The organism is Streptomyces sp. NPDC001135 (genome assembly GCF_053598395.1).
The window spans coordinates 105,195-127,781 of record NZ_JBSFKD010000018.1 but is presented as its reverse complement, the minus strand read 5'-3'; the positions used below and the strand labels follow the sequence as shown (position 1 = coordinate 127,781).

The 22,587-nt window shown below is 74.3% G+C and carries 19 protein-coding genes and 1 pseudogene; 8 read left to right on the top strand and 12 right to left on the bottom strand.

Going from position 1 to position 22,587, the window contains the following annotated elements; genetic code table 11:
• The first annotated feature begins 11 nt into the window (after nt 1–11).
• On the top strand, nt 12–251 hold the full coding sequence (locus tag ACWC94_RS22540) for a hypothetical protein (RefSeq protein WP_450798679.1): 240 nt from the start codon (nt 12–14) through the stop codon (nt 249–251).
• A gap of 452 nt (nt 252–703) precedes the next feature.
• On the opposite strand, the gene ACWC94_RS22535 is transcribed toward ACWC94_RS22540, so the two are convergent.
• The gene (locus ACWC94_RS22535) at nt 704–1,996 is read right to left on the bottom strand and encodes an ROK family protein (protein ID WP_450798677.1); all 1,293 of its coding nucleotides are present in this window, start codon (nt 1,994–1,996) and stop codon (nt 704–706) included.
• A gap of 200 nt (nt 1,997–2,196) precedes the next feature.
• The gene (locus tag ACWC94_RS22530) at nt 2,197–5,412 is read right to left on the bottom strand and encodes a cytochrome P450 (protein WP_450798676.1); all 3,216 of its coding nucleotides are present in this window, start codon (nt 5,410–5,412) and stop codon (nt 2,197–2,199) included.
• Between the two features lie 249 nt (nt 5,413–5,661).
• Between ACWC94_RS22530 and ACWC94_RS22525 the strand changes: the two genes are divergently transcribed.
• Entirely contained in the window at nt 5,662–6,303 is a 642-nt protein-coding gene (locus ACWC94_RS22525) for a PAS domain-containing protein (protein ID WP_450798674.1), read from the top strand.
• Nucleotides 6,304–6,463: 160 nt separating this feature from the next.
• Nucleotides 6,464–6,958 carry an FBP domain-containing protein gene (locus tag ACWC94_RS22520; protein ID WP_450798673.1) on the top strand — a complete coding sequence of 165 codons (495 nt, stop codon included), beginning with the start codon at nt 6,464–6,466 and terminating at the stop codon, nt 6,956–6,958.
• Between the two features lie 98 nt (nt 6,959–7,056).
• Here the strand turns inward: ACWC94_RS22520 and ACWC94_RS22515 are convergent, their stop codons facing one another.
• Together ACWC94_RS22515 and ACWC94_RS22510 are read right to left on the bottom strand one after the other, a co-directional pair.
• Nucleotides 7,057–8,427 carry an erythromycin esterase family protein gene (locus ACWC94_RS22515; protein ID WP_450798672.1) on the bottom strand — a complete coding sequence of 457 codons (1,371 nt, stop codon included), beginning with the start codon at nt 8,425–8,427 and terminating at the stop codon, nt 7,057–7,059.
• 292 nt (nt 8,428–8,719) lie between these two features.
• The gene (locus tag ACWC94_RS22510; RefSeq protein ID WP_450798670.1) at nt 8,720–9,328 is read right to left on the bottom strand and encodes a TIGR03086 family metal-binding protein; all 609 of its coding nucleotides are present in this window, start codon (nt 9,326–9,328) and stop codon (nt 8,720–8,722) included.
• 155 nt (nt 9,329–9,483) lie between these two features.
• Here ACWC94_RS22510 and ACWC94_RS22505 point away from each other — a divergent pair, with 155 nt between their 5' ends.
• The 3 genes from ACWC94_RS22505 (at nt 9,484) to ACWC94_RS22495 (ending at nt 13,275) form a co-directional block, all read left to right on the top strand.
• Nucleotides 9,484–10,737, top strand: a complete 1,254-nt coding sequence (locus tag ACWC94_RS22505) for an FUSC family protein (protein WP_450798669.1) — start codon at nt 9,484–9,486, stop codon at nt 10,735–10,737.
• 104 nt (nt 10,738–10,841) lie between these two features.
• Nucleotides 10,842–11,930 (top strand): hypothetical protein, encoded by a 1,089-nt coding sequence (locus ACWC94_RS22500; RefSeq protein WP_450798668.1) that lies wholly within the window; start codon nt 10,842–10,844, stop codon nt 11,928–11,930.
• A 112-nt stretch (nt 11,931–12,042) separates the two neighbouring features.
• A complete protein-coding gene (locus ACWC94_RS22495; RefSeq protein WP_450798667.1) occupies nt 12,043–13,275 on the top strand; it encodes a lactonase family protein in 1,233 nt (410 codons plus the stop codon).
• On the opposite strand, the gene ACWC94_RS22490 is transcribed toward ACWC94_RS22495, so the two are convergent.
• Nucleotides 13,243–13,968: a DUF2470 domain-containing protein gene (locus ACWC94_RS22490; protein WP_450798666.1), complete on the bottom strand. Its 726-nt coding sequence runs from the start codon at nt 13,966–13,968 to the stop codon at nt 13,243–13,245. The two genes, ACWC94_RS22495 and ACWC94_RS22490, sit on opposite strands and share 33 nt — an antisense overlap.
• An 80-nt stretch (nt 13,969–14,048) precedes the next feature.
• A complete protein-coding gene (locus ACWC94_RS22485) occupies nt 14,049–14,654 on the bottom strand; it encodes a TetR/AcrR family transcriptional regulator (protein ID WP_450798665.1) in 606 nt (201 codons plus the stop codon).
• A 147-nt stretch (nt 14,655–14,801) separates the two neighbouring features.
• Between ACWC94_RS22485 and ACWC94_RS22480 the strand changes: the two genes are divergently transcribed.
• A complete protein-coding gene (locus ACWC94_RS22480; RefSeq protein ID WP_450798664.1) occupies nt 14,802–16,421 on the top strand; it encodes a cytochrome P450 in 1,620 nt (539 codons plus the stop codon).
• On the opposite strand, the gene ACWC94_RS22475 is transcribed toward ACWC94_RS22480, so the two are convergent.
• The 6 genes from ACWC94_RS22475 to ACWC94_RS22450 all read right to left on the bottom strand — a co-directional run bounded on the left by ACWC94_RS22475 (nt 16,383) and on the right by ACWC94_RS22450 (nt 22,202).
• Entirely contained in the window at nt 16,383–17,240 is an 858-nt protein-coding gene (locus tag ACWC94_RS22475) for a pentapeptide repeat-containing protein (protein WP_450798663.1), read from the bottom strand. The genes ACWC94_RS22480 and ACWC94_RS22475 overlap by 39 nt on opposite strands.
• Before the next feature lie 53 nt (nt 17,241–17,293).
• On the bottom strand, nt 17,294–18,511 hold the full coding sequence (locus ACWC94_RS22470) for a glycosyltransferase (RefSeq protein ID WP_450798662.1): 1,218 nt from the start codon (nt 18,509–18,511) through the stop codon (nt 17,294–17,296).
• Nucleotides 18,508–19,299, bottom strand: coding sequence for a MerR family transcriptional regulator (locus ACWC94_RS22465; RefSeq protein ID WP_450798727.1), 792 nt, complete (start codon nt 19,297–19,299; stop codon nt 18,508–18,510). The genes ACWC94_RS22470 and ACWC94_RS22465 overlap by 4 nt, the downstream gene beginning before the upstream one ends.
• Before the next feature lie 91 nt (nt 19,300–19,390).
• Nucleotides 19,391–20,134: a PIG-L deacetylase family protein gene (locus ACWC94_RS22460; protein WP_450798661.1), complete on the bottom strand. Its 744-nt coding sequence runs from the start codon at nt 20,132–20,134 to the stop codon at nt 19,391–19,393.
• A gap of 183 nt (nt 20,135–20,317) precedes the next feature.
• Nucleotides 20,318–21,619 carry an alpha/beta fold hydrolase gene (locus ACWC94_RS22455; RefSeq protein ID WP_450798660.1) on the bottom strand — a complete coding sequence of 434 codons (1,302 nt, stop codon included), beginning with the start codon at nt 21,617–21,619 and terminating at the stop codon, nt 20,318–20,320.
• A gap of 289 nt (nt 21,620–21,908) precedes the next feature.
• The gene (locus ACWC94_RS22450; protein WP_450798659.1) at nt 21,909–22,202 is read right to left on the bottom strand and encodes an L-rhamnose mutarotase; all 294 of its coding nucleotides are present in this window, start codon (nt 22,200–22,202) and stop codon (nt 21,909–21,911) included.
• A gap of 6 nt (nt 22,203–22,208) precedes the next feature.
• On the opposite strand from ACWC94_RS22450, the pseudogene ACWC94_RS22445 reads away from it, so the two are divergent.
• Nucleotides 22,209–22,577 (top strand): annotated as a pseudogene (locus ACWC94_RS22445) (FGGY-family carbohydrate kinase); the annotation flags it as partial.
• Nucleotides 22,578–22,587: the final 10 nt, after the last annotated feature.

The window sequence follows — 22,587 nt, the reverse complement described above, 5'->3', positions numbered from 1 at the left end:
GGGAGAACGCCATGGCCGCACAACGGGAGACCGATCCGGGTCACGACAGGGGCCCGGTCCCGAGGGACATGCCCGACCAGCAGGCGGGCGCCGGCGAGGACCCGTGGGAGGTCGCGCCGGACCGGCCGGGTGCGGAGGACACGGCCGACGACGTCCCCGACACGGACGAGGCCGGCTCGGGTCCCCGCGGCGCGCCCCACCCGGACACGGCCCACCCCGAACACCCGTCACCGGACGAACCGTCGGACTGAGCGGCGGGGAACGGTGCTCGACGGGGTGCCCGGCCCGCAGAGGTCCCGCGGGGCGGTCCTTCGTCATCGCGGGGCGAGTCCCCGCCGGGCGCACAGCGAGAGGACCTCGTGTGCGGGCGGCCAGTGATCCGGCCTTGCGTCGGGTCTCCGGCGCCGAGCACCGTCGAGTGGGAGCCTGCGACCACCCTGCGTGTCGCGGCGAGCCAGGCCCGGGCGGGGAAGGCGCTGACATCGGGAAGCCCCGGCCGCAGGAAGTGGCCGGGCCCCGCCGGTATCGGCGGCGCCGGCGCGGAGGTCACGGTCTTCGGCGGGAGTCGGCCACGGTGGTGCCCGACCCCGGGCCGGGTGGTCAGGCAGCCTCGACCGCCGGCGGGTGAGCGCGCGTGGCGCGAACACCTAGGGGGTTCTGTCCGCACCTGCGGTCGTGTCCGTGGGGAGAGGCACTGAACCCGTCAGCGCGGCGTCCGCTCCCGGAGCGCCGCGCGCCACGCCGGCAGGCGGGCCTCGGTGACCGGTTCCGGGCGTCGGCCGCCGCTCGCGAAGAACTCGGCCAGTGGCAGGATCGCCGCGCCGACGGTGACCGCGTCCGGGCCGAGCCGCCCGAGGTCGATGGTCACCCGGTCGGCCGGATGGCGCAGCGCGTACGTCGTCGCGTGGCGCCGTACGGCGGGCAGGAGGCGGGGGCCGAGCTGCAGCCCGGCCCAGCCGCCGATGAGGATCCGCTCGGGCTGGAAGAGGTTGATCAGGTCGGCCAGGCCGGCACCGAGGTACTCGGCGGTCTCCTCCAGGACGGCCAGCGCCACCGGGTCGGGCTCGGTGCCCTCGGGCGGGTAGGCGGCGGCGAGCATCGCGGTGAGCGCGGTCTCCTCGTCGGTGCCCTCGGGGGGCCGGCCGCCCTCCTCCCGCCAGCGGGCGAGCAGCGACTCGGCGCCCGCGTAGGCCTCTAGGCAGCCCGGCGCGCCGCAGCGGCAGCGGCGCCCGCGCACCCGTACCGTCAGGTGCCCCCATTCGACGGCGCGCCCGTGCTCCACCTCCGGGGTGACCACGCAGGCGCCGACGCCTGAGCCGAAGAGCACGACCACGGCGTTGCGGGCGCCGCGGCCGGCGCCGAACCACATCTCGGCCTGGCCCAGGGTCTTGGCGCCGTTGTCGATGAAGTACGGGACCTCGTCGGGGAGTGGGGAGGCCGAGCGGAGCAGCCGCTCCAGCGGGACCGCGTCCCAGCCGATGGTCTGGCCGTGGACGACGGCCCCCTGGTCCGGGGTGTGCTCGACGATGCCGGGCACGCCGACGCCGACACCGAGCAGCCGCTCGGGCGCGGCCTGTTCGGCGCCGAGGACCTCGGCGACGCCGTCCCGGATGTGGCCGGCGATCACCTCGCCGTCGTAGCACCTCTGCGGGGTCAACCTGCGTTCGGCGCGGGCGAGTTCGGTCAGGGCCAGGTCGAACAGCTCGACGCGGACCCTGGTTTCGCCGACGTCGACGCCGATCATCCGGCCGCTGTCCGGGGCGACGCGCAGCAGGGTGCGGGGCCGGCCCCCGTCGGATTCGACGCTGCCGGCCTCCTCGAGCAGGCGGTCCGTGATCAGGTCGGCGACCACGTTGCTGACCGAGCCGCTGCTCAGGCCGGTCGCCGGACCCAGCTCGAACCGGCTGAGGGGGCCGTCGAAGTACAGCTTCCGCAGCACGGCCGTCCGGTTGCCCCGCCTGAGGTCGCGTACCGTGCGCCCGTTGCGCTCCGCCATGAGGCTCCCTTCACGAACCGTGTCCGACCTGCAACATACTCCTTCGGGCAGGCGGTGGGCGCCATTCTCCCGACCCTTAGTTCACGATCTGAGCTAAGCGGAGGCAACCCGACGGGGCGCGGGGACCCGCGAGCGACCACGACGTGCCCGCGGCCCGCGACACGAGCCCTCGGCCCGACGGCGCTCCCCGCACCCCCGGCTCAGCCCGCCGCGTACACGTCCTCCACGTAACGCCCCTCCGCGACCAACGCGTCGAGCCACTGCCCGGCGTCAGCCGGACCGGCGCCGGGAACGCGGTCCCGGTACAGCGTGCGGAACGCCTCGCGGACGCCGGGAGCCATCCGGGCGCCGTCGCCGCAGACGTACACCCGGGCGCCGGCGTTCAGCAGCTCCCAGATCTCGTCGGCCTCGGCGGCGATGCGGTGCTGCACGAAGGCGGCGCCGTTCTCGGGGGCGGCGCTGAAGGCCGGGCGCAGCGAGACCGCGCCCAGCGCCTCCGCGTCCCGCAGTTCCCCGGCGTGCAGGAAGTCGGCGTCCGGGGCGTCGCAGCCGAAGTACAGCAGGGCGGGAGGGAGGTCGGTGCCCGCGGTGCGGGCCGCGGCGCGGTCGGCGACGGCGCCGCGGAACGGGGCGAGTACGGTGCCGGCCGCGACCATCACCACGGGTGCCGAGTCATCGATCCGGAAGGCCTCGCGGCACGGCTGGACGCGGGCGTACACGGTGTCGCCCGGCCGGACGGAGGCGAGGTGGCCGGAGCCGACGCCTCGGTAGCGGCCCCGGCCGGAGCGGGCGGGCGCGTCGAGTACGGAGACCATGAGGTCGACGTGCCCGGCGTCGACGGCCGGCGAGGAGGACACCGAGTAGTGACGGGGCCGCAGCGGGGTCAGCAGGTCGAGCAGGAGCGGCCAGTCCAGCGCACCGCGCACGGCGGGGTGGTCCTCGGCCAACTCCACCAGCGTGCGCGGGTCGTCGCCGGTCAGGGCGGCGAGGGCGGCGCGCTCGGGCGGGCACGGGTTGGCCTCGGCGAGCAGGGTCAGCTGCCGGGGGGTCGGCCGCTCCTGCAACTCGACGTGGTGGGTCAGCAGTTGCCGTACCGTGAGCGGGCGGTCCACGGCGAGGGCTCCCCCACGCTCGGCTCCGCTCGCGCGGGGGGACCCCCATCGGCGCGGGCGGGTGGCGGAGATGTCCAGGACGGCGTCGGGGTCGAGGCCGAACGCGGCGACGGCGCGGTCCACCAGGTCAGGGGCGTTGGCCGGCAGGACGGTCAGGTGGTCGGCGGTGCGGTAGGTGACGCCGTCGGGCAGCGCGATGCGCAGGAACCGCTTGGTGCGCGGGTGGCCCGGCGCGGTCAGGTCGTACGCCTCGGCCACGGCCATCGGGACCAGTTCGTGCCGCTCGGCGAGGGCGTCCAGCGGGCCACCGCTCAGCGTGCGCACCTCGTAGGCGTGGGCGGGTTCGCCGGCCGTGCCGTCGGTGGCGTCCGGGTCGCCGTACTCGGTCAGGAGCGCGGTGCGCAGCCCGGCCGTGAACTGCCGGACGGCGCCGGTGAGATCGCCGGAGGCGTCGGCCGCGGCGCGGTCGGTCAGGCGGGTGGCGCCGAGTTCGGCGAGGCGGGTGTCGATGCGGGTGGGGACGTGCTGGTAGGTGGCGGCCCAGTTGCGGTCGCCGACGCCGAGGACGGCGTAGGTGACGCCGGTCAGGTCGGGCGTGCCGTCGAGCCATGCGGTGAAGGCGGCGGCGTCGTCGGTGGGGCGGCCGTTGTACGAGGCGGCGGTGATGACGACGGCCCGGTCGGTGGGCAGTCCGTCCGCGTAGGCGTCCAGGGCGGCGACCTCGGTGGCGCAGCCCACGGCGGCGGCCTCGTCGGCGAGCTGGGCGGCGAAGGCGCGGCAGGTGCCGTAGTTGCTGCCGTGCAGGAAGAGGACGCTCGTGCCGGGGCGGACCCGGGAGGGGAGCGTGTCCGGGGCGGACGTCAGGCCGTCCTGCGCGGGGAGGGTGCCGGGCAGCGGGGCGTGGACGCGGTCGGCGGGGGTGCGGGGGGTGAGGGTGAGGGTGAAGCCCTCGGGCTTGAGGGTGAGGGTCTCCTTCACGGTGAGCCGGTAGCCGGCGTGATCGTGCAGTCGGTAGCGGTGCACCAGCATGGCGAGCAGCATGGTCGCCTCGTGCAGTGCGAACTGCCGCCCGATGCACGCGCGTTCACCGGTGCCGAAGGGCTTGAAGGCGTGCACCGGGCGGGCCGCCTCCGCCTCGGCGCTGAACCGCTCGGGGTCGAACAGCTCGGGGTTGTCGCCCCACACGGGCTGCCGGTGCAGCATCGGGGTGAGCACGGTGACGGCCTGGCCGGCGGCGAGCGGGATCCGGCCGCCGAGCAGGGTGTCCTCACGGGCGTGCCGGCTGAAGGCGGCGGCCGTCGGCCACAGCCTGAGCGCCTCGTTGAGGACCTGGCGGGTGTAGGTGAGCCGTCCGATGTCGTCGTACGACGGCTCGGGGTCGGCCGCATCGCCCCACAGCGCGTCGGCCTCGCGCTGCACCAGCCGGAGCACGGCGGGGTGCTGGGCGAGGTAGTACAGGGCGAAGGACATCGCGCCGGAGGTCGTCTCGTGGCCGGCGATCAGGAAGGTGATGACCTGGTTGCGGATGTTGGCGGCGTCCAGGGTGGTGCCGTCGGCGGGGTGCGGGGCGCTGAGCATCAGCCCGAGCAGGTCCTCGGCGCCGCTCTGGTCGGTGCCGGTGCGGGAGGCGATGACGTCGTCCACGACCCGGGCGAGGTGGTCGGCGTCCGTCCGGAAGGCCGCGTCGGCCGCGGAGTGGTCCTGGCCCGGGGTGCGGGCCAGCTGGTTCATGCTCCACTCCAGGCAGCGGACCATCGCCTCCACGAAGGGGTGCGGCTCGGTGCGCCCGAAGGAGCCGAAGTCGTAGCCGAAGCCGGCCAGCCCGATGGTGTCGAGGGTCATGCGGGTCATGTCGTCGGGCACGTCGACGGGGCGCCCGTCGCGTGCCGCGCGGTCCCAGGAGTCGATGAGCCGGCGGGCCACCTTGAGCATGACCGGGTGGTAGGTGCGCAGGGAACCGAGCGCGAAGGCGGGCATCAGGATGTCGTGCGCCTTGGCCCAGTTGGGCTCGTCGTTGTAGGCCGTGAACAGGCCGTCGGCGGCGAAGGAGCGGACGTTCTCCAGCGCGGGGCCGACGTGCTTGGCGAACCGCTCCTCGTCGGCGAGGTCCTCGACCAGGCCGGCGTCGGCGACGAACAGCACGTCCCGGCCGTGCAGCCGGCGCACCAGCACCGGACCATGGGTGCGCATCAGGCCCATCACCTGCTGCAGGGGAGTACGGCCGGGACCGGTGGCGGTGATGTCGGCGACGGGGACGCCGGGCAGGGTACCGGCGGGGTCGGGGTGCACTGCGGTGGGGGGCATGGCGCGGCAACTGCCTTTCGCGGTAACGGAGTACTCGCGGTAACCGAGTACCGGGTTCCAGGGTGGTCGACCGGCTGGGTGTGCGCGGGCCACCGCACTACACGATCGTGTAGTCAAAAATCGGTCACGGGGCTTGCGCCGACGTCGGACCAGGGGCTCTGGGACACGCGCTCACGGACCGTCGGATTTGCCGCTGACCTGGATCTCCGTCTTGGATGAGGGGCTGTCCGGGCACTTCGGGAGGTAGGTGTGGATGCGGGGCGGGCCGACGGGGTCGTGTGGCGCAACCGGGCCCTGACGCTCTTCGACCGGGTGTCGGTGCCGGTCGCGGTGTGCGATGTCCACGGCCGGGTGGTGCTGGCCAACCCCGCGATGGCGGCCGAGTGCGGTACGACGCCCGGGCGGCTGCGGGGCCGGGACGTGCTGGAGCTGTTCCGGCCGCAGGAGGCCACGCAGGTGGAGCGGATCGCCGAGGCGCTGCGGCTGCGCCACCGCTCGCGCTACCAGGTGTCGGTGCGCTGGGGGGCGCCCGGCGGGAGCGAGCGGTTCGGGGAACTGACGGCCGATCCGGTCAGCGACAGCGTGGACGAGACACCGGCCCTGCTGGTGATGCTGCGGGTGCGGGGCGAGTGCGCGCCGGCCGGGCCGGAGCCCGTGCGCGTCACGCCGGTGGAGGGCCGGGTGCTGGCCCTGCTGGCGGGCGGCGCCACCACCGCCGGCGCCGCCCGGGAACTCGGCCTCAGCAAGGACGGCGTCGCCTACCACCTGCGCCGCCTGTCGACCCGCTGGAACGCCGCCAACCGCACCGAACTGGTCGCCCGCGCCTACGCCCTGGGCGTCCTCACGCCCGGCGTATGGCCTCCGGAGCCGAAACCGACGCACACGGGGTGAAGGCGCACCGGCCTCCTCGGAACAGGCCGGCACGGGGCCGGGCACACGGTGGCAGTGCACCGGCCCGAAATCCATTGGCCCACCCTGCCCACGGCTATCTACGCTAGCCGTGAACCTAGACCCCCTAGGTTACGCCGACGCACCCGGAAGGACTCCCGCCATGAGATCTCTCACCGAGCAGGACATCCGCAACTCCTTTGTCAACTGCTCCAAGGGGGAGGCCAAACGGCTGACGGTTCCCCGGGATCTCGGTGAACGCCCTTGGCACGACCTGGACTTCCTCGGCTGGCGGGACCCGGGTGCGCCCGACCGCAGCTATCTGGTCACCGAACGGGACGACCGGCTGGTCGGCGTCGCCTTCCGCTTCCAGGCAGCCCCACGCGGGTTCCTGCACCGCAGCATGTGCTCGGTGTGCCTCACCACGCATCCCCGTGGCGGGGTCTCGCTGATGGCGGCGAGGAAGGCCGGCGCGGCGGGCCGCGAGGGCAACTCGGTCGGCCTGTACATGTGCACCGACCTGGCGTGTTCCCTGTACGTGCGGGGCAGGAAGGTACCGGAGTCCGGGGCCCGGTTCGAGGAGAGCCTGACGACGGAGGAGCAGATCGCCCGTATGACGGGCCATGTGTACGCGTTCGTCGACAAGCTGTACGCCTGACGGTCCGGCAGGCGGTCCGCCCCTGTTCCTCGACGACTCGCCGGCCCGGCGGCGCGCCGGTCTCCGGAGCGCTGCGGCGATCTCGCGGAGGTCGCCGGCTACCGGTCGCGCAGCCGTGCCGCCCCGACGCGATGGAGGTGGACCAGCACGTCGTGGCTGCGGGCGAGGGCGATGTCCCAGGGGCCGTCGGGGTAGGCGGTGCCGATGCTGCGGGTCGGCCGGGCCCGCTCCAGCCAGTCGCGTGCGGGTGAGCGGAGTGTGCGCAGGTCCACCAGGTAGTCGCCGAGGCGCACCCGGTCCAGGGTGGCCTCGTTGGTGCCGGGACCCGCGGGGCCGAGCGTGAAGCGGTGGACGGCGTCGTCCGTGCCGGTGGCGTTGAAGGAGCCCCGGTCGAAGGTCAGGCCCACGCTCACATAACCGGCACCGAGGCGGTCACGCAGGAAGGCGCCCTGCATCTTCGGGTACTGGGCGGGCTGCTGCGGCACGTACCCGACATGGGCGTCGTGCGCGGACAGCAGTACCTTGCCGCCGGTGCGCCGGTGCCACCGCGCCACGTTCGCGGCCATCGTCGCGTCGCGGTAGCGCATGCCGGCGGCCAGCTGGGCGGGGTCGCCGAAGTCGTAGGCGTACTGGCGGGCGACCTGGTCCACCGCGGTGGCGCTGCGCACGGCCTCCTCGTACGCCGCCCGGTCCGTGCCCGGCCCGAGCCGCCTCAGCAGCTCCAGCGCACGACCCGTGCGGTGGGCCATCTCCTTGCGCTCGGGGTACGGCGTGTGCAGGTAGTGCTCGATGTACGGGCCCGTGGCCACGGCCGGCCGCAGCCCGCGGTACGACGCGGCAAGCTGGGCCGAGGCGTCGGGGTGGGTGCGGGCCACATAGTCCGTGACCGTGTCGTAGACCTCGGGCCCGGCCCAGCCGATGTCGTCGCCGAGGAAGCGGACGGGGTCGGCGGGGTGGCGGACGTTGTAGGCGCGCATCCACTCCACGAGGCGCAGATAGTCGGTGTTGTTCCACCACAGGTAGTCCCGCTGGAACTCCTCGCGCATGATCCGCCGGGGATCACCCGTGCCGTGCACCACGTAGTCGTCCAGCCGCCGCCCGGTGCTCCAGGGGGCCTCCAGCGCGAAGGTGCGGAAGCCCTTCCTCTCGACCAGATGCCGGAACACCCGGTCCTTGAGGGCGAAGAACTCGTGCGAACTGTGCGTGGCCTCGCCGAGTCCCACCACCCCGGCGGCGCCGATCATCCGGTCCAGGGCGCCGAGGTCGCGGTCGGGACCGCCGGGTTCGACCGTGCGGAGCGGGTGGGCGGCGCGGTCGAGGGCGGAGACGACCGGGCCTTCGCCGGTCGCGGGGACGCTCGTCCGGGCCGTGGCGGGCGTGGGCGGGGCGGCGGTCGCGGGTAAGCCCGCCCCGGCCGCGAAAAGACCTGTCAGCAGGGCCAGGACGGTGGTGAGCCGATGCCGTGTCATGGCTCCAGGCTGCCGGGCCGGCGCCGGCCCGGACCATGCGGCTGCCCACCGCTCCACGGCTCCGGGCACCCCCCTGCGGGCTCGGGGGCTGCCCGGTGTCCCACCCGGTCGGAACAGTGGGGGGCGCCCCCCTCCCGGTCGCCGCGGACGGCTGCCCGCGGGCCCACCCGGCCCCGACGCCGGGACCCGCACGGGGCCGCACGGTCAGCGGACCTCAGCCACCGACAGGTCGCCACGTAGGTCGCCCGGGATCCCACCCCGATTCGCCGCGCAGGGTTGCCCGGGCCCGAGGTCAGGTGAGCTCAGGCGTCCACCGTGGGTCCCGGCCGAGGAAGGCGAGCAGGGCCGCTGCCTCGTCCAGGGGATCGTCGGACGGGAGGGCCGGTGCGAAGACGCCGTACTCGCGCAGTCCCGGCACCAGGTGGTCGGCGGCCGGCCGCAGGCCCGCGGCCAGCGCCGGTGCGAGCGGCCGGTTCTGCCCTGTGGCGACGGCGATGTCCCAGGCGTGCACGGCGGCGTCCAGCGCACCCGCGCCGGCGGCCAGCGGCAGGGGCAGCGGGCCCAGCGGCGTCGGCACGGACTCCGCGTCGGCGGGCAGCTGCGCGTAGGCGTCGGCCACGGCGTCCAGGACCTTGTCCAGCTCGGCCACCGGATCGCCGTGGAGGGCGTCGGCCGGCTGGAACGAGTCCTCGCCGGGCCGGTCGGCGACCAGCGCAAGACCGTACGCGTGCTGGTCGATCCGCGCGTGGTTGAGCACCTGCCGGACGGTCCACTCGGAGCACGGGGTCGGCCCGCCCCAGGCCTCCTCCGGCACCTCGGCGACCACCTCGCGCAGATAGGCGTGCGCCTGCTGGAGCAGCGCGATGCCCTCCGGCTTCCCGCCGCCGCGGTTCTCCCCCATGCCGACCCCTCCCGTAACGTCTCGACGGCCTCGCGAAGGCCTCTCGGTCCGGCGGCCTCCGCACCCCTGAACTCACTGCACGCACCCTTGCGGACACCTACGGTCCGCGATCGAACCACGTTCGTCCGGCCCGCGGAAGGGGAACAGGCCAAGGGATGCACGACGTACGCAAGTGGACCACGGGACTCCTGCGCCTCCTGGAGCGCCGTCGGCAACCGGTGGTCGTCCAGACACTGCGGTCGGCGACCGCGGCGACGATCGCCTACGTCGTCGCGCTGCGCCTCAGCCCCGAGCCGGCCCCGCTGACCGCCCCCCTGACCGCGCTGCTGGTCGTCCAGGTGACCTTCTACGCCACTCTCACCAACGGCATCCGCCGGGTGAACTCGGTGGTGGCGGGGGTGCTGGTCGCCATCGCCTTCAGCGTGCTGGTGGGGCTGACCTGGTGGAGCCTCGCGCTGCTGATCGTGGCCTCGCTCGCGGTCGGGCACCTGGTGCGGGTCGACGAGTACGTGGCCGAGGTGGCGATCAGCGCCATGCTGGTGCTCGGCGTGACCACCGTGGGCTTCACCGCGTGGGCACGCATCGTGGAGACGCTGATCGGCGCGGTCGTCGGGACGGCCTGCAACCTGCTGCTCCCACCCCCGGTGTGGGTGGACGAGGCGGGCCGCTCGATGGAGGACCTGGCGCGCCGGATACGGCAGCTGATGCTGCGCATGGGTGAGGAGGCCGCCGGCCGGATCCCCTGGGAGCGGGCGGCCGAACGGCTGCACGAGGCCCGCCGGCTGGACCAGCACATCGCCCACGTGGACGCCTCGCTGCGGCAGGCCGAGGACAGCCTGCGGCTCAATCCGCGCGTCAAGGAGGGGCTGCTGCACCGGGTGGTGCTGCGTACCGGCCTGGACACGCTCGAGATCTGCACGGTGGTCCTGCGGGTGCTGGCCCGGTCCTTCACCGACCTGGCGAAGGCCCGCGGGGCCGAGGACCTGTTCCCGTCCCGGGTCGGGGTGACCGTGGAACAGCTGCTGTCGGAGATCGCGGACGCCGTGGTCAGCTTCGGGGTCCTGGTCACCACCCATCTCAGCGAGGACGCCGAGTCGGCGGAGGCCCGTCTGTCGGCCGAGCTGCACACGGCGGCCGGCACCCGGGACCGGCTGGCCGAGCTGCTGCGCGAGGAGATCGGCAAGGACTGGACGAACTGGCAGCTCCTCGGGGCCGTGCTGACCGAGACGACCCGGATCATCGACGAGCTGAACACCGAGCACCGCACCCGGCGCCTGCTCGAGGAGCTCGACCGGGTCTCCCGCGAGCAGCGGGCGAAGCTGCCGCGGATGACCCGGCTGCGTGAACGGCTCGGGGTGCAGGAGGAGCTGTGGCGGAACCGTACGGGGTTCGGCGAACGTTATCCGTGAGGAAGCCGCCGGGCGGGGCCCGGCGAGGAAGGTGCCGGGCGGGCAGCCGCCCGGGCGAAGGGGCGTGCCGGGCAGTGCCGGCGCGCGAGGCGAGGGGACGACGGATGACCGATTCCGGGGTGCGGATCGACGGGAACACCCTGCGGTTGCCGGGCGGGGTGGCGGTGCGGTTCGTCCGCACGCTGCGGCTGCCGGAGACGGGTACGCATCCGCTGCCGCCGGGGCTGGGCGAGTTCCCGGTCCGGCGGGTCGCGGACTACGCCGACACCGTCCCCCAGGAGTGGCGGGCGCGCGGCGGGGTGATGCTGCCGGTGTACCTGCGCGAGGCGATGTGGCTGAGCTTCTCCGGCACGAGGGAGCCGGCGGCCCTCCAGGTCGGGGTCGGCAAGGTGTGCGCGGTGTCCGGGCGGCCCTGGAGCGGCCGTCTGGCCCGGGATCCGCAGAACTACGTGGTGCTGCCCCGCCAGCCCTGGCTGGACGGCATCAACTCCGGGAAGGGGACCGTCCGCCAGTTTGTCGCCGTGCCGCTGGGTCTCGGCGCGACGGTGGAGGGGCAGGTCACCGGCGAGGAGGTGTGGGGCGGGGTGCAGCTGCAGTCGTTCCCGCTGAAGGAGCCGGTGCTCGCCGAGTGGCGGCGCCGCGAGCGGGAGCGGGAGGAGGCGCGCCGCAGGGCCCTGTCGGCCGGGCCTGTGGGCGGGTACGGCGGCCCGGCGATGCCGATGACGGCGTCCGCCCCGGGCGGTGCCCCGCTGGTGCCGGCCGCTCCCGGCGCGGCCCCGCCGCCGGCCGCGGGTGCGGGACCCCGGCGTGCCGCGGCCATGGGCCTGGGCGTCGGCGGCTCGATGCGGCAGGAGGTCTACCAGGACGAACGGCCGCTGACGGACTGGTCCGAGGAGGCCGCCGGGCGGGTGTTCGTGCACCTGGTCACGCCGCCGGAGTGGCGGCGCATCACCGGTGAGGCACCCCCGCCGTCGCCGGTGGACCGGGCGGCGTACACGCGCGCGGGACTGCCCTGGTACGACTACTACGACGCCGACGCCGAGGATCTGGCCCCCACGGACACCCTGGAGGCGGTCAAGCCGGTCGGCGACTGGCTGGGGGACGATCTGGACCCCTGGCAGCCGCCGTCCGCGGGCCAGGTGGCCCCGCTGAAGGACGCGCCGGGCAAGCCGGTCGAGGACGGGGAGTGGTGAACCGGCCGCCTGTTGCACCCAGCGCAACCCCCGTTGCCCGTCTTGCCCTTGGTGGCGGGTTCGGGCCAGGGTTGCTGACACGAGCGGGGCAACCGACGACCTGAGGTGCGGCATGGGCGGACAGGCGCGGGCGGCGCGAGGGGAATCTCCCCCGAGCGGGCGAAGGTCCGGAGGCGGCTGGAGCCGGCGCCGGTTCGTCGGGGCCGCGGCGGGTGCGGCGGCCGTGGTCGCGGTGCCGTCACCGGCGGCTCCGCCGGACCACCCCCCGGCCGTGGCGGACGAGCCCGGCGCCGCCCCGCCTCCCCGCGAGGGGTCCGGGCGGCGCCCCCTGTATCTGGGCACGTACACCTCGGTCGACGGCGGCGGCACCGGCATCGGGCTGGCCTCCTACGACCCGTCGACCGGCGGGATCAGCGGTTCCGGCACGCTCACCGGTGTCCCCGACCCGTCGTATCTCGCCGTGCACCCGGACGGCCGCACGCTGTACGCGGTGGACGAGCGGGAGGACGGCGGTGTGACGGCGGTACGCCTCGCGGACCGGCGGCCGCTCGGCGCCCGGAGTACGGGTGGGGCGGGGCCCTGCCATCTGTCGGTGCATCCCTGCGGACGGTGGCTGCTGAGCGCCAACTACGGTTCGGGCAGTGTCGCCGTGCATCCGATCGACGCCTCGGGTGCCCTCGGCGAGCGCACCGACCTGGTCACGCACTCCGCTCCGCCACCGGGTCCGGGGCAGCGGGGGCCGCACGCCCACCAGGTCCTCACCAGCCCGGACGGCGGTCATGTCCTCGCGGTCGACCTCGGCACCGACACCGTCTACAGCTACCGCCTCGACGCGGCGGAGGGCACCCTGACGGAGGTGGCGCAGGCCCACACGCGACCCGGCGCCGGACCGCGCCATCTGACCTTCCATCCGGGCGGGCGGTACGCGTACCTGGCCAACGAGGTGGACGACACGGTCGCCGTCTGCGCCTACGACCCCGCGTCCGGCCGGCTGACGGTCGGCGAGCCGCAGCCGACGGGCTCGGACGGCGGCACCAACTACCCGGCGCAGTTCGTGGTGACGGCGGACGGCGGGTACGCGTTCCTGGCCAACCGGGGCCACAACAGCCTCGCGCGGTACGCGATCGAGGCCGGCGGCGGAAGGCTGCGGCTGCTCGGCACGGTGCCGGTGGGCGGGGACTTCCCGCGGCAGATCGCCCTGTCGCCGGACGGCGGGCTGCTGTTCGCGGCAAACCAGCACTCGGGTACGGTCACCGTCTTCCACGTGGACCGGGAAAGCGGCGGACTCCGGTCGGCCGGTGAGCCGTTCGCCTCACCCGTCGCCGTCTGCGCGCTGCCGCTGTAGCGCGCGGGGGCAGGCGGCCCCGGCGGCCTGGGCCAGCAGGGCGTGCATGCGCTCGGTGAGCTGGGCGACGTCGTCGGCGGGCGTGTGGAAGGGCAGCCGTACGTCGCCGTGGGCGCGGGTGCGCTCGATGCGCAGGGTCAGTCCGTGCCGGTCGACGGCGAGGGGCAGGACACGGGTCGCGGCGTGCAGGCTCTCCGGCCGCACCAGGCGGGTCAGCCGCTCGACCGCGTCCGGGTGGGCGTCGGCGAGGTGGGTCAGGAGGCGGGCCTCGGCCTCGGCGAGCGGGTCGGGCCGGGCGGCGGCGTACTCGTCGAGGTCGAGGACCACGGCCCCGGAGGACTGCCGCAGCACCACGCGCGTGGGCCGGAACAGCAGGGTGCCGCGGTCCGGGGCGAACCAGCCGGCGAGGTGGAGCCGGGCCCGGATCCGGCTCCGTACGGGTACGGGCGCCACGTCGGCGAACTCCAGCACGGCGGAGGGTTCCTGGCGTGGGGCGCAGATGGCCGCGGTGAGCAGGGCACTGCCGTCGGGCACCGTCAGCCGCACGGCGCCGTCGTCGGTCACGGTGTGCGCGCCGACGTACTCCTCGCGGGCGCCGTCCGCGGTCACCGCGCACGACCAGGCGGCGGCCAGCACCGATCGCGCCCGTTCCGCCGCGCCGGGTGCGGCCGTCCAGTCCTGCGTGTCACCCATCCGAGACCTCCTTAGGTAAGCCTTGCCTAACCTATCGAAGATCGGGGCGCACGCCAACCGCTCCCCTCAGGGGAAGGGAATCAGGCGATGACACCCAACAGCGCCCGCGCGCACAGGTCGCGCACCTGCTCACGGGTCAACTCACCGTCCCGCAGCCACTCCAGGCACACGGCCGTGGTGAAGGCGAGCCAGCCCCGCACGGCCAGGCGCACCCGCGGGGCGCCCTCGGAGACGGGCCCGAACTCGGGGTCGGCGGCGAGCGCGGCGAGGATCTGCTGCTCCTGGGCGGCCAGGGCCCGCTGGTAGACCCGGCGCACGGCCTGGTCGCCGGCCGCGTCGGCGCGGTGGAAGGCACGGAAGCCGTGCGCGTGGGCCTGGACGTAGGCGAGGTAGGTGTCGAGGCCGGCGGTGAGCTGCTCGCGCACCGGCACACCGGGCACGGCCGCCGTCATCCGCAGCATCCGCCGGCTCTCGCGCTCCACGACCGCCGCGAAGAAGTCCCGCTTGGTCGGGAAGTAGTGGTACAGCAGCCCGCGGGAGACCCCGGCGATCTCGGCGACCTGCTCGATCCACACGTCGTCGTAGGGGCTCTCCGAGAACAGCTTCGCGCCGACCGACAGCAGCTGCTCACGGCGTTCCTCGGTGCTGAGTCTGCGCCGGGCGCGCTCCCCCTGGTTCGCGGGCATGGCGTCACTTTACTTGACGCGGATTCAACAAGCGGCCCACACTGGAACACGTTATTGAACCCACGTACAACACGCGCGTCGCGGATGCACGTCACACAGGTGCACGTCACAGATCAAGGGCCCGCTGGATCAAGGGAGATCGGCGTCATGACGGAGACGGCGGAGAAAACGCAGACGGCGAAGGCGCCGACGGGGCCGGGGCTGCCGAAGGGTTTCCGGAGCGCCGAACAGGGCTGGCCCGAGCTGCACCGCATCCCGCATCCGCCGCGCCGGGTGCCGCTGCTCGGCGATGTGCTGGGCGCCGACCGGCGCAGCCCGATCCAGGACTCCATGCGCTTCGCACGCGAACTGGGGCCGATCTTCCGGCGGCGGGCGTTCGGCAAGGAGTTCGTGTTCGTGTGGGGCTCGCGGCTGGCCGCGGACCTGGCCGACGAGTCCCGGTTCGCCAAGCACGTCGGTCTCGGCGTGGCCAACCTGCGTCCGCTCGCCGGGGACGGCCTGTTCACCGCCTACAACCACGAGCCCAACTGGCAGCTGGCGCACGACGTCCTGGCGCCCGGGTTCAGCCGGGAGGCCATGGAGGGGTATCACGGCATGATGCTGGCGGTCGCGCGGCGCCTGACCGACCACTGGGACCGCGAGGCGGCGGCCGGACGGACGGTGGACGTGCCCGGTGACATGACCAAACTGACCCTGGAGACCATCGCGCGCACCGGCTTCGGGCATGACTTCGGCTCCTTCGAGCGGGACCGGCCGCACCCCTTCGTCACCGCGATGGTCGGCACGCTCACCTACGCCCAGCGTCTGAACAGTGTGCCCGGGCCGCTGGCCCCGCTGCTGCTGCGTGCCGCCGCCCGGCGCAACGCCGCCGACACGGCTCGCCTCAACCGCACGGTCGACGACCTGGTCGCGGCCCGCCGTCGCTCGGGCCGGGCAGACGGTGACCTGCTGGACCGCATGCTGGAGACGGCGCACCCGGAGACCGGCGAGAGGTTGTCGGCGGAGAACGTCCGCAAGCAGGTGATCACGTTCCTGGTCGCGGGTCACGAGACCACCTCGGGCGCGCTCTCCTTCGCCCTGTACTACCTCGCCCGGCACCCCGAGGTCGCCGCCCGGGCCCGCGCCGAGGTGGACCACGTATGGGGCGACACCGAGCAGCCCGGCTACGACCAGGTCGCCAAGCTGCGCTACGTCCGCCGGGTGCTGGACGAGTCGCTGCGGCTGTGGCCGACCGCGCCGGCCTTCGCCCGTGAAGCCCGCCAGGACACGGTCCTCGCCGACGAGCACCCGATGCGCCGGGGCGCCTGGGCACTCGTCCTCACCCCGATGCTGCACCGCGACCCGGAGGTGTGGGGCGAGAACGCCGAACGCTTCGACCCGGACCGCTTCGAGGCGGCGGCCGTACGGGCCCGTCCCCCGCACACCTTCAAGCCCTTCGGCACCGGCGCGCGCGCCTGCATCGGCCGCCAGTTCGCCCTGCACGAGGCGACCCTCGTCCTGGGCCTGCTGCTCCGCCGCTACGACCTGTCGGCAGACCCGGCCTACCGGCTGAGCGTGACGGAACGCCTGACGGTGATGCCGGAGGGGCTGCGGCTCGGGGTGGAACGGCGGGCGGCGCCGCTCAACGGGTCCGGCGAGAGGCGCCCTGACGGGGCACGGGGCGGTACGGACGACGGCACCGTGCGGCACTCGCGCATCGCGGCACCGCCGCCGCCGAAGGACCCGGCGTCAGCGACCCGCTGTCCAGTGCACGGGCCGGGTGACTGACGCCGGCAGACGGGTGCCGGCGTTACCGCGGGCCGCGTTGAGCTGCGGCTGGGTCAAGAAGAACGCGCCGGTGAGGTCCGCGTCGGTCAGGTCGGCGTCACGCAGATCCGCGCCGATCATGTCCGCGTCGCGCAGATCGGCGCCGGTGAGGTCGGCGGCGATGAGGTAGGCGCCGCGCAGGCTGGCCCCGCGCAGGTCGGCGCCCCGCAGCCGGGCCCCGATGAGGTCCGCGCCCCGGCGGTCCTTCCCCTTGCCCCTGCCCTTCTTGCCGCTCTTCGCGTCGGCGACCCCGGCCCGGGCCAGCTCGCTGGTGCGCAGGAGGAGCACGTTGACCTGCTGGCGGTGCGCGGCCACGTCCAGCGCGGCCAGCTCCTCGGGGGTCTGCCGGGTCAGCCGCTCGGTCTCCTCCAGCGCCCGCCGCAGCTCGGGGCGGACCGGACGGGCGGCAGGCAGGCCGAGTGCCTCGGTCAGGTACCACAGCAGCTCGTGCAGCTGCCGTACGACCGGGAACACGTCGAACATCCGGCGGGCCTGCTCCTTCGAGCCGGTACGCCAGTCCTGTCCGCCGAAGGTGACCCGCGAGACCTTCTGCCCGGCACCGAAGCAGTCGTACACCGTGCAGCCGGTGAACCCCTTCTTCCGCAGGTCGGCATGGATGCCGCAGCGGTGGTCGCCCTGGAGGTTCGGGCACGGCTTCCCGGCGGGCTTGTCCCTCGCGAAGTCGGCGGACGCGGCGAAGGGCAGGGCGACACAGCACAGCCCGAAGCAGTCCGCGCAGTCCCCGCGCAGCTCGGAAAGGTCCGGTACGTGGTCTGGCATGAGGGACAGCCTACCGGGGACGCCTCATCCCCGATCTTGAGGGATCGTGCAGGTCAGCGCTGGGCGAGCTGTTCGACGGCCTTCCGCACCCGGCTCGCGCCGTCCTCTGCGGCGAGGTGCGCCGCGGTGGTCGCGGCGGCCCTGCCGTACGCCTGGTGCCGCACCGCCCGGTCGAGGGCCCGGGCGAGCCGGTCGGCGCTCAGACCGGCGAACGGGATGGGCTCGGTGGCGGCGCCGATCGCGGCGAGCCGTGCCGCCCAGAACGGCTGGTCCGCCGTGACCGGCACGGGAACGGCCGGGACCCCGGCGCGCAGCGCGGCGGCCGCGGTGCCCGCACCCGCGTGGTGGACGACGGCGGCGAGCCGCGGCAGGAGCAGGGCGTGCGGCACCTCGCCGACGGTCAGCACGTCGTCGTTGCCGTCGGCGGTGAGCCCGGCGGCGCCCGACTGCAGGATGCCGCGCAGCCCCGCGCGGCGCAGGGCCTGGACGGCGATCTCGCTCAGCCGCTCGCCCTCACCGCTCGCCATGGACCCGAAGCCGACGAGTACCGGCTTCGGCCCGGCCCGCAGGAAGTCCTCCACCGCGGCGGGCAGCTGCTCACCGGCGCCGACGTACGGCCAGAAGGTGCCGGCGACCTCCAGTCCGGGCCGCCAGTCGGCGGGGCGTGCCACGAGGGCGGTGCTGAAGCCGTGCAGCACGGGCCAGTTCTCCCGCTCCCGGCGCCGGCGCATCGCGGCCGGGGTCAGGGGCGGCAGCCCGAGGTGGCGGCGCAGCTCGGCGACCGCCTGCCCGAAGACGCGGTCGGCCATGCGCAGGGCGAAACGGCCGGCCGCGCGGTTGCCGGCCCGGCCCAGTGACCGTACGCCCGTGACGACGGGCGGGAAGTCGCCGGTCGGTGCCGTCGGCTGGAGGTACACCCCCAGGCTCGGTGTCCCGGTGGCCTCGGTGAGATGCCAGCCGAGCGGGGCCGTCGTGGCGGACAGCAGCAGCAGATCCGCGCCCTCGGCGACCACCTCGGCGAACCCCCGGCCGAGCTCCGTGACGAAAGAGGCGGCCGTGCGCATCAGTTCGCGTCCGCCGCCGGCGCCGCCGTGGGCCCCCGGGTCGGCGGGCAGCCGCCGGAAGCCGAGGCCGGCGCCGCGGGCGAGGGGGGCGAAGGTGTCGGTGGTGGCCAGCGTGACCTCGTGCCCGGCGTCGGCCAGCGCCGCCCCCAGGCCGGTGTACGGCGCGACGTCGCCGCGTGATCCGGCCGTGGCGATCAGGATTCTCATGGGTGCTCCTCGTTTTCGGTGCGGGAGCCGTCACGGCGCGCGGCGTTGGCGTGGATCGCCTTGCTCACATAGGCGGCGAGACCGGGGCGTCCCTGTGACGGCGGGACGAGGAGGGCGAAGGCGCGCGGGTCGGCGGCGAGGTCGTCCGCGAGGCGCCGGTGCATGTCCGGCGGGCACGGGGCGAACCAGCGGGTGAGATGGCGGCGGTGCTCCTCGGCGGCCCGCTCGCCGTCGGCGGGTTCGTCCGCGGCGAAGGCGGCGAGCAGCTCGCCCCGCCAGGCGGCGGCCTCACGCATCAGCTGCCGCCAGTCCTCCTTGGTGTGGGCCCCGGCCCGTGCCATCGCTGCGCGGTACGCCGCCGAGTGCCGCCACTTCAGCTGTGCCTCGGTGGCGTAGCTGAGGTCGAAGGAGATCTCGCCGAAGACCTCGAAGCGTTCCTCGGGTGTGAGCGCCACCCCGGTGCGCTGCACCTCGATGGCCTGTTCCGCCACCTCGGCGAGGCGCTCCAGCCGGTCGATCTCCTCGCGCAACCGCCGTTGCCTGGACCGCAGATGGTGCAGGGCGTTCGCCTGCGGGTCGCGCAGGATGACGGCGATCTCGTCGAGCGGGAAGCCCAGTTCCCGGTAGAACAGGATCTGCTGGAGCCGGGCCAGGTCGGCGTCGCTGTACGAGCGGTAGCCGGCGCGGCTGCGTTCGCTGGGGGAGAGCAGTTCCTCCCTGTCGTAGTGGTGCAGCGTCCGCACGGTCACCCCCGCGAACGCCGCCACCTGCCCCACCGAGTAACCCATGTGCCTGCCCTTTCGTCCGCTCACAGCCTCAAGCCTGACGTAAGGGGAGGGTCAACTCGGCACGGTCGACTCGGCGCGGTCGCGGGCCGGTTCAGCGGCCGAAGACCTCGAAGGCCACCGCTGGTGTGCCGCCGAAACGCTCGGCGAGGGCGGTGGTCTGTGCGGTGAGGAAGTCGCGGGCGTAGGTCTCGGGGTCCTGGTCGGTCAACGCCTCCAGGTAGGTGCGGTGTTCCAGCAGCGAGGCCACCGCCCGCTCCAGGCCGGGGGTGGCGTCGACGGCGTGGGTGGGGCTGCTGGAGCCGGCGACGGCGACCCAGCGGACGCCGTTGAAGGGTTCGAGGCCCTGCTCGGTGAGTTCGGGAAAGATCCAGCGGTTGCCCGCGTCGGCAGCGGCGTCCAGGGTGGCCCGGCCGACGGCCACGTGGTCGGGGGTGTTCCAGGCGAGGGCGCCCCAGGTGTCCCGGTGGTTGAGGGTGAGGACGAGTTCGGGGCGGTGGCGGCGGATGGCGGCGGCGATGTCCCGGCGCAGCGCGGGGCCGTACTCGATCACTCCGTCCCGGTGGCCGAGGAACTCCACGGTGGTGACGCCGACGACGGCGGCACTGGCCCGCTGCTCGCGCTCGCGCAGAGGGCCGCAGGTGGCCGGGTCCAGGGTGTCGATGCCCGCCTCGCCACGGGTCGCCAGCACATAGGTGACCTCTCGGCCGGCGTCGGTCCAGGCCGCGATGGCCGCGGAGCATCCGTATTCGAGGTCGTCGGGGTGGGCCACCACGGCCAGGGCGCGCTGCCAGTCGTCGGGCAGGGGCCGGAGTTCGGTGATCTTCGCCTCGGTCATGGGCCGCAGGGTATGCGCTCCGCCGGGTGCCGCGCCGCCTTTTCGGGTGCCCTCCCCCGCGGTCCGGCGACTGCGGGCCGTACGTGGCTGGTCGGGCCCACGCGGCGGTAGCCGCGCGTCGGACAGAGCCCCGCGCCCCTGCGGAGACCCGCCCCTGCCCCGCGCCCGACGGCTCCCCGCGCTTCACACCTCGTCGCGCGCCAGTGCCAGCAACCGGTCCAGGACCCTCGGCGCGCCCGCGCGGAGGCCGTCGTGTTCGAACTCGTCGGTGACCCAGGTGCGCAGGCCGCGGAGAGCGCGTGCGGTCTGGAGGGAGTGCGCGGTGTCGATGTACATGTCGTCGTGGTAGATCGCCGCGGCGACCGGGACCTCGTTGGCGGCGAGGCGTGCGGGGTCGTACAGGGGCTGCCAGTCGGTGCGGGCGGCGAGCAGGTCGGCCGTCTCGCGCAGCGGGCGCAGCGCCGGGTCGTTCTCGAACATCCACGGATGGATCGTCTCGCCGGTGAAGAGGACCGGCGTGTCGCCGGCGAGCGCCTTGGCCGCGTCGAACTGCGGGAACTCGGCACGGACCCGCTCGGCGGCCCAGGCGGTGGGGCGGGTGTCCTGGCCGTAGATCGACTCGTGGACGAGCGCGTAGAGGGGGTGTGCGGCGTACGACAGGAGGGACTGGGCCTGTTCCTGGAAGGCGTCCGACAGCTCCGGGCCGCCCAGGGTGCGCACGAAGGCGTCCTCCAGGAGGTGGTGCAGCCGGTGGCTGCCGTCGCTGGTGCCGAGCATCAGGCCGAGGGACTGGAAGGCCTCGACGGTGAACCGGTAGCCGTTCGGGAGGACCACGTCGTGGGTGAGGAGGTGGTCGGCGATGTGGCGGACCCGTTCCACGTCCTGCGGGTAACGGGTGTAGTGCGCGGTGACCTTGCGTTCGATGCGTGGGTAGGCCGCCCGGTAGACGTCGTCGGCGTGGGCGTGCAGGGAGGGCAGGCCGCCGGTGATGACGGCGGTGGCGAGGCCTTCGGGGGCGAGGGAGAGGTACGACACCGTGCAGAAGCCGCCGAAGCTCTGGCCGAGCACGGTCCACGGGGCGCCGCCGGTGACCTCGGGGCGGATGGTCTCGCAGTCCCGGACGATGGAGTCGGCGCGGAAGAGGGTGAGGTAGTCGGCCTGCCGGGCGGGGCCGCCGCGCAGCGGGAGCGTCTGCCGGGTGGCGGGTGTGGAGCCGCCGGTGCCGCGCTGGTCGAGGAGGAGGACGCGATGGTCCTTCAGGGCCCGGTCGAGCCAGGCCTGACGTCCGACGAAACGATTCGCCCCGAAGCCGGGACCGCCCTGGAGATACAGCAGCCACGGCAGCTCCTGCCCGGCCTTGTCGCTCGCGACCGCCTCGCGGGCGTACAGCTCGATCGTCTCGCCGTCCGGGTCGGCGTGGTCGAGGGGCACGGTGAAGCGGCGGTCGGTGAGGATCACGCCGGGCTGGCGGTAGCTGAGGCTCAACGGGTCTCCCGGGACGGGACGGATGCGACGGACGGGTCCCAGTTCAGCACATGCCGGGGCGCGCGCCGAGCCCCGGGATCATGGATTGTTACTGAACTTCCGGTCAGCTGCGACGAGGGCGGGAACCACCGAGGGGGCGGCGGGCGACAACGGCGTCGCGGCCGGCGGTGTACCAGGCGGCGTACTGGTAGCCCTCGTGGGTGAGCAGCCCGTTCTTCTGGAACGCGTTGTTGTCGACCAGCCCGTCGTACGGTGCGTCTTTTCATGAGTGGCTGCGGGGAGGGGGGAGTCAGACGAGGTGGAACACTTCGGTGAGCGGTTTCATGGCCTCGTCGGGACGGGTGCCGTCCAGGGACTCGAGGAACGGCGCCTTCTCCTTCTGCCGGCGGGCGTTGACCTCGGTGGTCTCCATGGCGGCCTTGGCGGCCTCGAAGTCCTCGGTCTCCAGGTAGCCGACGAGCAGGCCGTCGTCCCGCAGGAACAGCGAGTAGTCGTGCCAGCCGGTCACCCGGAGCCGGACGGCGGCGTGCCGCTCGCGGTACTCGTCGACGCGCTCCGCCCTGACCTTCAGCAGGAAACACACACGCTGCGGCCGGTGCCGGCGGCGCGGGCCGAGGTCACCCGGTGCATCCTGGATTCCCTCGCCCACCGGCGGGCCGTCACGGACGCGCAGCGGCTGGCCGACCATCCGGCGGACGTGGTGTACGCCGTCGTCGGCGGCACCCGCAACGCGCTGCTGTGCCAGCTGACCGCCGACGCCTGCGGGCTGCCCGTGGTGGGCGCGGCGGAGGCGGCGGCCCTGGGCGACCCCCTCGTCCAGGCCCGGACCCACGGGCCGGCCGGCGACCTGGCGGCGATGCGCCGGCTGCTCACCCGTACCCAGCCGTTGACCCGGTACACGCCCCGTGGCGACGGCGCCCGCCGGCGGGAGGCCGAGGCGCGGCTCGCCACGCGGTGAGGCATCCGCC

Bases quoted from the DNA above. Each gene is read 5' to 3' on its own strand.
- ACWC94_RS22495 (WP_450798667.1), top strand. From the start codon at position 12,043: ATGGGCGGACAGGCGCGGGCGGCGCGAGGGGAATCTCCCCCGAGCGGG.
- ACWC94_RS22485 (WP_450798665.1), bottom strand. From the start codon at position 14,654: ATGCCCGCGAACCAGGGGGAGCGCGCCCGGCGCAGACTCAGCACCGAG.
- ACWC94_RS22540 (WP_450798679.1), top strand. From the start codon at position 12: ATGGCCGCACAACGGGAGACCGATCCGGGTCACGACAGGGGCCCGGTC.
- ACWC94_RS22515 (WP_450798672.1), bottom strand. From the start codon at position 8,427: ATGACACGGCATCGGCTCACCACCGTCCTGGCCCTGCTGACAGGTCTT.
- ACWC94_RS22530 (WP_450798676.1), bottom strand. From the start codon at position 5,412: ATGCCCCCCACCGCAGTGCACCCCGACCCCGCCGGTACCCTGCCCGGC.
- ACWC94_RS22505 (WP_450798669.1), top strand. From the start codon at position 9,484: ATGCACGACGTACGCAAGTGGACCACGGGACTCCTGCGCCTCCTGGAG.
- ACWC94_RS22460 (WP_450798661.1), bottom strand. From the start codon at position 20,134: ATGACCGAGGCGAAGATCACCGAACTCCGGCCCCTGCCCGACGACTGG.
- ACWC94_RS22535 (WP_450798677.1), bottom strand. From the start codon at position 1,996: ATGGCGGAGCGCAACGGGCGCACGGTACGCGACCTCAGGCGGGGCAAC.
- ACWC94_RS22470 (WP_450798662.1), bottom strand. From the start codon at position 18,511: ATGAGAATCCTGATCGCCACGGCCGGATCACGCGGCGACGTCGCGCCG.
- ACWC94_RS22490 (WP_450798666.1), bottom strand. From the start codon at position 13,968: ATGGGTGACACGCAGGACTGGACGGCCGCACCCGGCGCGGCGGAACGG.
- ACWC94_RS22475 (WP_450798663.1), bottom strand. From the start codon at position 17,240: ATGCCAGACCACGTACCGGACCTTTCCGAGCTGCGCGGGGACTGCGCG.
- ACWC94_RS22520 (WP_450798673.1), top strand. From the start codon at position 6,464: ATGAGATCTCTCACCGAGCAGGACATCCGCAACTCCTTTGTCAACTGC.
- ACWC94_RS22480 (WP_450798664.1), top strand. From the start codon at position 14,802: ATGACGGAGACGGCGGAGAAAACGCAGACGGCGAAGGCGCCGACGGGG.
- ACWC94_RS22465 (WP_450798727.1), bottom strand. From the start codon at position 19,299: ATGGGTTACTCGGTGGGGCAGGTGGCGGCGTTCGCGGGGGTGACCGTG.
- ACWC94_RS22510 (WP_450798670.1), bottom strand. From the start codon at position 9,328: ATGGGGGAGAACCGCGGCGGCGGGAAGCCGGAGGGCATCGCGCTGCTC.
- ACWC94_RS22500 (WP_450798668.1), top strand. From the start codon at position 10,842: ATGACCGATTCCGGGGTGCGGATCGACGGGAACACCCTGCGGTTGCCG.